The following is a 7,962-nucleotide window of genomic DNA, read 5'->3' as shown; positions in this document are numbered from 1 at the left end:
AACCACGAGATGATGTAGTTACCGAACAAGTCTAATTTTGGAATGACAGGCTAAAAACTTCCGTTGGAGGTTTTCACTCCTCAAATCAAGTCACAAGCGTCTGCGTTTAATTTTCAAAGAGGGTTATTTATGAAAGGTCACGGTCATTTTAGTTCCTAATCCTAGCTGACTTTCCATCTTAATATCGGCATAATGTTGATTGACCGCATGCTTGACAATGGATAGCCCCAGGCCAGTGCCACCCAACTTCTTCGAGCGACTCTTATCAACCCGATAGAAACGCTCAAAAATACGTTCCTGCTCATCTTTGGCAATCCCAACTCCTGTATCTTGTACCGTCAGAACAATCTTGTCCTCATTCGAGGTGATACCGACAGTCACATCTCCCTTATCACGGTTATAGATAATAGCATTATCACAAAGATTATAAATCAAGGAATGAATAAGGGCATGATTACCGGTAATATAAGCTGGTTTCCCTAATAAATGCAAGTTGATATGACGTTCATTTGCCTTAGCAGATAGACTCTCTAAGACTTCCTCTGATATCTGATAGAGATTAATGGGTTCCATAGCTAACTCTTCTGACTCATCAAGATGTGACAGTTTAATAATATCTTCTACCAACTGAATCATACGTTGAGACTCACTGTGGATTTTCTCAGCGAATTGTGGAACATCTTTTTGCGCAACAACATCACTAGCCAACATTTCAGAATACCCAGAAATCAGATGCAAAGGTGTTTTCAGTTCATGAGAAACGTTTGCTGTAAATTCACGGCGCAGCTGCTCTGCCTGAAGTTGCTCTGTGACATCAAAGAAAAGAAGCGCTAAACCAGTCACCTTATCCTCAGACTGAATAGGACGCACCATAACTTTGTAATGCGAGTCATCTAATTGCAAAATCCCTTCTTGCTTGCGACCTTGAAGACCTTTTTCAAGCCAATTATTTAGTGATAGGTTACGGATAATTTGTAACATATCTTTTCCCAAACACGTTCGATCAGTCTGTAAAATATCCTGTGCTGCTTGGTTGATACTGATGATGCGACAGTTATTGTCTAACAAAATCATGCCTTCTTTAATTTTAGAAATAATGGTGTCAAATTCTGATTGACGTTGCTCTATCACAACTTCTCGCTCAGTGACTTCCTTTTGATGTCTGGCAATCCGTCTTAGAAGGGGGGAAATTTCTTCATAGGCATCATTTTCAAGTGGATGATCAAGATCCAGCCGATTCAATGGTTCCACGACACTCTTAGCAATAGAACGTGAAAGCCATAGAGAGAGGAAGAAGGCCAATACAAGAATAAGAGCTAAAGGCTGGACCATCCGAAACAAAAGCACTAAAATACTATGTCTAGTCACAGATAAACGAATAACAGTTCCATTATCCAAGCGCTGAGCAGAATAAAGAGACTGAGTGGTTAAAATTTTCGAGTAGCGAACACTCTCACCGTAACCATCTTTCAAAGCTTCTTTGATTTCTTCTCGATTAGCATGATTGTCCATGGTCTGTGCATCGGACTCATTATCATAGAGAACCTTTCCTTGATTGTCAACCCAAGTGATTCTGACATTTGACATTTTGAGCTCATTAAAATAATCTTGGCCTTCTAGAGAAACCCCTTGAGCAGCTAAGGCTGTCTCCGTCTGCAACTGCTCCTTTTGTACTTGAGTAAAATAACCATAAAGCAAGCCAACAACCATAAATAGGGTCACCAGAAGAACGCCTAGCGTGGCAAAAAAAGTTGAACGAAAGATTTTCTTAATCATCTGTTACCTCCAAACGATAACCAACGCCACGAACTGTCTTAATCAGATGACTAGCATCTCCAAGTTTCATGCGAAGGGTCCCAATATGGACATCAACTGTTCGTGTTTCTCCGATAAAGTGTTCTCCCCAAACTTTATCCAAAAGTTCCTGCCGTGTAAAAACACGGTCAGGATTTAACATCAATAAAGATAGCAGTTCAAATTCTTTCAGAGTTAATTCGATTTTTTGCCCATTTTTTCTAACCGTGTAATTTTTTGAATCCAGAGCGAGATTTTTTATTGTCAAATGAGTTTCCTGTTCCTGATTGGATGTACGTCTGAGGACTGCTTTAATGCGAGAAATCATTTCCATCATACCAAAAGGTTTAACCAAGTAGTCATCTGCGCCCAAATCTAATCCTTTGACTTTATCGAATTCTGTTCCTTTGGCAGTTGTCATGATTACTGGAATATCTTTTGTCATGCCATTTTCGCGTAGGGATTTCAAAATGGTCAATCCATCATCTATAGGCAGCATGATATCTAACAGTATAAGTTTTGGTTGCTCTTCTTCCATGGCTTTCCAAAATAGAAGGGAGTCAGGGAAACCCTGAGCCTCAAACCCTGCTGTTCGTAAAGTATAAAGCATCAGTTCTCGGATATCATCATCGTCTTCAACGCAGTAAATCATGTTTCTTCTCCATTCAGTTCACCAGTGATTGAAAAAATTACCCACTTAGCGACATTGACGGTATGGTCACCAATTCTTTCCAAATATTTGGCAATCATCAAAACATCAATAGTATATTCACCATCATTTCCAAGTTCAGCAATATGGGCAATTAAACTTGCCTTTATTGTATCAAATTCTTTGTCCACTGTGACATCTTTTTGGATAACTTTTAAAGCTAAAGCCTCATCATCATGGACAAAGGCATCCACACTGTCTGTTACCATATTGACAACGTGTTTAACCATTTGCTTGAGATGGCGAAACTCAGCTCCTTCATGAACATGACCATCACCAATAATATCAGCAATTTCAGCAGATTGTGCACCAATACGCTTCATATCATAAACCATTTTCAAGGCAGCTGAAATACGTCGCAAATCCTTGGCTACTGGCTGTTGACGAAGCAATAGTTTAAGACATTGTGATTCAATATCTCTTTCCATCTGCTCAATTTTTTGATAGGTTTTACTGACATCATTGACCAGATGCTGATCATTTTCACTGATGGGCATTAAGGATTTTGAAATGATATCTTCACATAAAGACCCCATCAAAATTAAATTGGTATTGAGTGCATGCAGTTGATTTTCAAAGGTTGAGCGTATCATCCGAATCTCCCTGTTATATAATTTTCTGTGCGTTCGTCTTGTGGCATTGAAAATAGTTGGCTTGTTTTGTTGTACTCAACAATTTCTCCCAATAGGAAGAATGCTGTCTTATCAGAAATTCGCACAGCTTGTTGCATGTTGTGGGTCACCATGACGATAGTATATTTCTTCTTGAGTTCAATAACCAAATCTTCAATTTTTGCTGTTGAAATCGGATCTAAGGCACTTGTTGGTTCATCCATGAGGAGGACGTCAGGTTCAATGGCCAAAGCTCTAGCAATGCAAAGCCGTTGCTGTTGACCACCAGACATTCCAAGAGCAGATTTATTGAGGCGATCTTTGACTTCATCCCAGATAGCGGCTTGTTTTAAGGAACGCTCCACAATTTCATCCAATTGAACTTTATTGTGAATGCCATGAGTTCGAGGCCCGAAGGCAATGTTGTCATAGATACTCATCGGAAATGGGTTTGGTTTTTGAAAAACCATACCTACTTTTTTACGAAGGACATTGATGTCCAAATCGCGATACACATCTTCTTTATCTAATGTGACCTCTCCAGTAATGCGGCAATTTTTCACCAAATCGTTCATTCGGTTAAGACTTTTCAGTAAGGTCGATTTTCCACACCCTGATGGACCAATGAAAGCTGTAATTTCATTGCTGGCAATTTCCAAATTAATGTTTTTTAAAGCCTTAAAGTCTCCATAGTAGAGATCCAAATTTTTAATTTCTATTTTATTCATCGCTTGTTTTACTTCCTAATCGTCTAGCAATCAAACCCGACACTAGATTAATGATAATAACTAATACTAAGAGAACAACTGCTGTAGCATAGGTTTGATTGACATAAAGTCCCTCTCCTGAGATGGCATACATATGCACAGCCAAAGTCCGTGACGAACTGAAAACACTCTTAGCCACTTCAGCAACCGTACCTGCCGTAAAAATCAAGGCAGCCGATTCTCCCACAATTCGCCCGATCGCTAAAATAATTCCTGAGAAAATTCCCGGCATGGCGCTAGGAAGGACAATTTTAAAAATTGTTCGAAGTTTGCCCGCTCCAAGTGCAAAAGCCCCTTCACGATAAGAGTCTGGTACCGAAAGCAAAGCTTCCTCTGTTGTTCGCATAATCAGAGGCAAAATCATGATACTAAGTGTAACAGCTCCTGACAGCAAGGAAAGTCCCATGTGAGCGAACTTAACAAAGAAAAGGGCACCAAACAGTCCATAGATGATGGAGGGAATCCCAGAGAGCGTTTCGGTTGCGATCCGAATAACACTAACAAAAGGGTTATCCCGGCGCGCATATTCTGCCAAATAAATAGAAGCCCCTATACCAATAGGTACGGCAACACTTAATGCCAATATGGTCATAAAAATCGTATTGATTAAGGCCGGTAACAGAGAGACATTCTCACTATTGTAAGTCCAAGCAAACAAACTCATGTTTAAATTGGGCAAGCCTTTAACCAGAATGTAGCCTACCGTGAAAGCAATACCTACAAAAGTTGCCAAAGCAGCCCCATAAACTAAAAAGTACAAAATTAGTGACACCAGATCCCGCCGACGTGACTGCCAATTTTGCTTGAAACTGCGGTGATTGATATTTTCCATACTCACTCCTCTTTATGTAACAACGAAAAGCTGATATTAATGATTAGGACAAATATAAAGAGAACAACAGCTGTCCCTATGAGAGCTTCTCTGTGAAGACCACTAGAGTAACCCATCTCCATAACAATATTGGTTGTCATAGTTCTGACTCCTGATGTCAAGGAATCTGGCAAGACAGCTTGGTTACCTGCAACCATGATAACTGCCATAGTTTCTCCGATTGCACGTCCAACCCCTAAAATGACAGCCGCCAAAATTCCTCGCTTCGCTGCTGGCAGTACCGCAAAAAAGATGCTACGCTCATGGGAAGCCCCCAGAGCTAAACCACCTTCATAATACGACCTGGGAACAGCACGAATAGCAGCCTCAGAAACACTGATAATAGTTGGTAAAATCATCAAACCAAGCAAAATCGAGGCGGTAAGAACCCCCATGCCAAAGCCACCGATGTTATCACGAACAAAGGGAACTAAAACAACCAAACCAAAGAAACCATAAACAACCGATGGAATTCCTGCCATGAGGTTAATAGCCGCCTTGAGTGGTCTGTAGATGACTTCAGGACAAAAAGAAGACATAAAAACTGCTGTCAAAACTCCAACGGGTACTCCAACAATAAGAGCCCCTGCTGTCACATAAAGTGAGCCTACAATCATTGGAAAAATACCAAAAAGATTATTAGCCGGTCTCCATACCGTCCCGAAAAGAAAGTTACCTAAGCCAATTTTGTGAATAGCAGGAATCCCACTCGAAAACAAAAAGAGGCAGATTAGTAGTACGGATAGAACAGAAATGCAGGCGGTAAGGAAAAATACCGCTTGCATCATTTTTTCTTTTGTATGATTCATTCATGACCCCTTAGTCTGAAAGACCGTCCCAGCTTGTTGTCTTACCTGTAAAAATAGTCTTGACTTGTTCGCTTGTTAAGCCATCAACTTTGTTATCTTTATTAACAATAACAGCAATACCATCCATCGCAATAACTGTTGAGCTGACTCCTTTAGAGGTTTCTTCATCTTTCAAATCACGTGACGCCATTCCAATATCAGCTGTTCCCTCAATAGCATTTGTGATACCAGTTGAAGAGTCGCTTTGTTGAATTTCTACTTCAACCTTAGAATTGACTTTGCTATAAGCTTCTTTTAATTTTTCCATAACTGGTGTGACAGAGCTTGATCCTGAAACGACAATCTTGCCAGAATCAACTGAAGATTTATAAGCTTTGGTATCGTCAAGTGGAATGTAACCATTTTCTTCTACGACAGCTTGACCACCAGAGCTTAAAATAAAGTTGATGAAATCTTGAGCAGCTTCACTTATCTTATCTTTGGTAACAATGTTAAATGGTCGAGAAATCTTGTAGCTTCCGGATTTAATATTGGCAACACTTGCTTCAGTACCATCAATTTTCAAAACCTTGACGGTATCATCCAAAGAACCTAGCGAAGCATAGCCGATGGCTGACTTATCTCCAGCTACTGTCGTTAGCATAACAGAGGTCGAGTTAGTAACAATGGCTTTGTCCGTTGTCAAATCAACCTTTTCACCATTTTGCTCTTCTTGGACTCCGAAAAGTTCAACAAAGGCGCCGCGCGTCCCTGAACCATCTTCACGGGAAACAACGCTGATATTACCAGATGCAGATGAAGAAGCAGACGAAGAGCCCCCGTTTGATTTACCACAAGCTGAAAGTCCCACTAGAGCCGTCAAACCAGCTAAAGCCAGTACTGAAAACAATTTACATTTTTTCATGATGTTCTCCTTTAAAATCTTTACAATGACCATTATAGAGAGCAAACATCAAATCTATTACCATACTTTTGTAAAGTTTTTGTAAAATCAGCACCAAACGCTCGCTGTTCTCACACAGTTAAATAGGCAGTTGCTTTAAAAAATGCTATAATAAATGAAGCTTTAAGAAATACCCAAAAGGCAAAATAAGGCAACGAAAATTTAACCAGAGAGTCTAAACCCTTGATACGAAAGGAATCTTAAAAATCTTATGATGAATATGCAGCAAATGATGAAGCAAGCACAAAAAATGCAAAAACAGCTAGAAAAGAAACAAGCTGAGTTGGCAGAAACAAATTTCACTGGTAAATCAGCTCAAGAGCTCGTTACCGTAACTTTCACAGGTGATAAAAAACTGGTTTCCATTGATTATAAAGAAGCTGTCGTTGATCCTGAGGATGTCGAAACCCTACAAGATATGACTGCACAAGCCATCAATGATGCACTCAGCCAAATTGACGAAGCAACTATAGTAGATTGAAATAAGATGTGAACAAATTGATTAGGAAAGTCAAATTAATGTATAGAAATATTTTAGCAACCACGGCGTACTGTTCTAGATTCAATCTACTATAAAAAAACAATGGGAGCATTTGCAGGTAAATTACCATTCTAGAAAACAAAAATGGATTGGCAGAGCCAGTCCATTTCTATTTGTCATGATATGGTTTGATTTTCATTGAGTATTAGTCCAAGGGATCTACAAACCAAATTGTAAATTGAAGAAATTCTTTTTCTTGCTCCAATCGGTAACAAAAACCTTGTTTTTCCAGAATTTGTTTGACCAAGTAAAGTCCTACCCCTGTCCCCCCATCTTCTTTAGCTCTGCTAAAATCTGGACGATAGAACGGAAGAAATAATTTGTCTAGTTCTTCCTTGTCAGGTAAATGCTCTGCTTGATTTTCAATTCGTAGATAATGCTCCGTTAAACTTACTCGGATAGCCCCTCCTTCCTTTGTATAACGAAAGGCATTATCCAAAAGATTCTTTATTGCTTTTACAAAATAAGTTGAATTAAGGCTGACCCATACTGGCTCAAGATTTACGATGAATTGGTAAGAATGGACTTTTGTAAGTGCCTCATAGGGCGTCAAATACTGCTCTATCAGTTCTTTCAAATCAACTCGCTCTTGCTTAACTTTCAAACTGAGATCCAAATTTGTGGCTTCCAAGATGGAACAAACTAACTGTGATTGCTCTTGCAAAATGTCTCGACATTTCTTCAAATAAGTCTCGTGATCTTTAAACTCTCCGACGTTATAAATCATGCCCTCTACAAGACCTAACATACTAGCAATGGGCGTTTTTAACTCGTGAGCAGTTATTCGCAAAAAATCAGCCTGCTCCTCTTCATGCGACGCCCTTTTTACATTTTCAGCTCTTAATTCTTCAATACTTGTCAGTAATTTAGAATAGACTTGTTAGGTAACTCAAAAGTGGTATACTAAAGCTATGGAA

General features: G+C 39.4%; 9 protein-coding genes. 1 reads left to right on the top strand and 8 read right to left on the bottom strand.

Annotated elements, in window-relative coordinates; all coding sequences use genetic code 11:
* Positions 1–123: 123 nt before the first annotated feature.
* Genes HMPREF2876_RS08915 through HMPREF2876_RS08885 form a run of 7 tightly spaced genes read right to left on the bottom strand, consistent with a single transcriptional unit; the run spans position 124 to position 6,465 of the window.
* Positions 124–1,776 carry an ATP-binding protein gene (locus tag HMPREF2876_RS08915; protein WP_024052983.1) on the bottom strand — a complete coding sequence of 551 codons (1,653 nt, stop codon included), beginning with the start codon at positions 1,774–1,776 and terminating at the stop codon, positions 124–126.
* Positions 1,769–2,446, bottom strand: a complete 678-nt coding sequence (locus HMPREF2876_RS08910) for a winged helix-turn-helix domain-containing protein (protein WP_024052984.1) — start codon at positions 2,444–2,446, stop codon at positions 1,769–1,771. Before HMPREF2876_RS08910 ends, HMPREF2876_RS08915 begins: the two co-directional genes overlap by 8 nt.
* A complete protein-coding gene (gene phoU / locus HMPREF2876_RS08905) occupies positions 2,443–3,096 on the bottom strand; it encodes a phosphate signaling complex protein PhoU (RefSeq protein ID WP_024052985.1) in 654 nt (217 codons plus the stop codon). The genes HMPREF2876_RS08910 and phoU overlap by 4 nt, the downstream gene beginning before the upstream one ends.
* Entirely contained in the window at positions 3,093–3,842 is a 750-nt protein-coding gene (gene pstB / locus HMPREF2876_RS08900) for a phosphate ABC transporter ATP-binding protein PstB (protein ID WP_018376001.1), read from the bottom strand. The genes phoU and pstB overlap by 4 nt, the downstream gene beginning before the upstream one ends.
* A complete protein-coding gene (gene pstA, locus HMPREF2876_RS08895) occupies positions 3,835–4,713 on the bottom strand; it encodes a phosphate ABC transporter permease PstA (RefSeq protein WP_024052986.1) in 879 nt (292 codons plus the stop codon). The genes pstB and pstA overlap by 8 nt, the downstream gene beginning before the upstream one ends.
* A gap of 2 nt (positions 4,714–4,715) precedes the next feature.
* The gene (gene pstC / locus HMPREF2876_RS08890; protein ID WP_024052987.1) at positions 4,716–5,561 is read right to left on the bottom strand and encodes a phosphate ABC transporter permease subunit PstC; all 846 of its coding nucleotides are present in this window, start codon (positions 5,559–5,561) and stop codon (positions 4,716–4,718) included.
* A 10-nt stretch (positions 5,562–5,571) separates the two neighbouring features.
* Positions 5,572–6,465, bottom strand: coding sequence for a substrate-binding domain-containing protein (locus HMPREF2876_RS08885; RefSeq protein WP_024052988.1), 894 nt, complete (start codon positions 6,463–6,465; stop codon positions 5,572–5,574).
* Positions 6,466–6,715: 250 nt separating this feature from the next.
* Here HMPREF2876_RS08885 and HMPREF2876_RS08880 point away from each other — a divergent pair, with 250 nt between their 5' ends.
* Positions 6,716–6,985 (top strand): YbaB/EbfC family nucleoid-associated protein, encoded by a 270-nt coding sequence (locus HMPREF2876_RS08880; protein WP_024052989.1) that lies wholly within the window; start codon positions 6,716–6,718, stop codon positions 6,983–6,985.
* A gap of 205 nt (positions 6,986–7,190) precedes the next feature.
* Here the strand turns inward: HMPREF2876_RS08880 and HMPREF2876_RS08875 are convergent, their stop codons facing one another.
* Positions 7,191–7,835: a sensor histidine kinase gene (locus tag HMPREF2876_RS08875; protein WP_024052990.1), complete on the bottom strand. Its 645-nt coding sequence runs from the start codon at positions 7,833–7,835 to the stop codon at positions 7,191–7,193.
* Positions 7,836–7,962 lie beyond the last annotated feature (127 nt).

The organism is Streptococcus sp. HMSC073A12 (genome assembly GCF_001812815.1).
Lineage (GTDB): Bacteria > Bacillota > Bacilli > Lactobacillales > Streptococcaceae > Streptococcus > Streptococcus vaginalis.
Note: the sequence above shows the minus strand (reverse complement) of the source record. Positions and strands in the feature narration are given on the sequence as shown.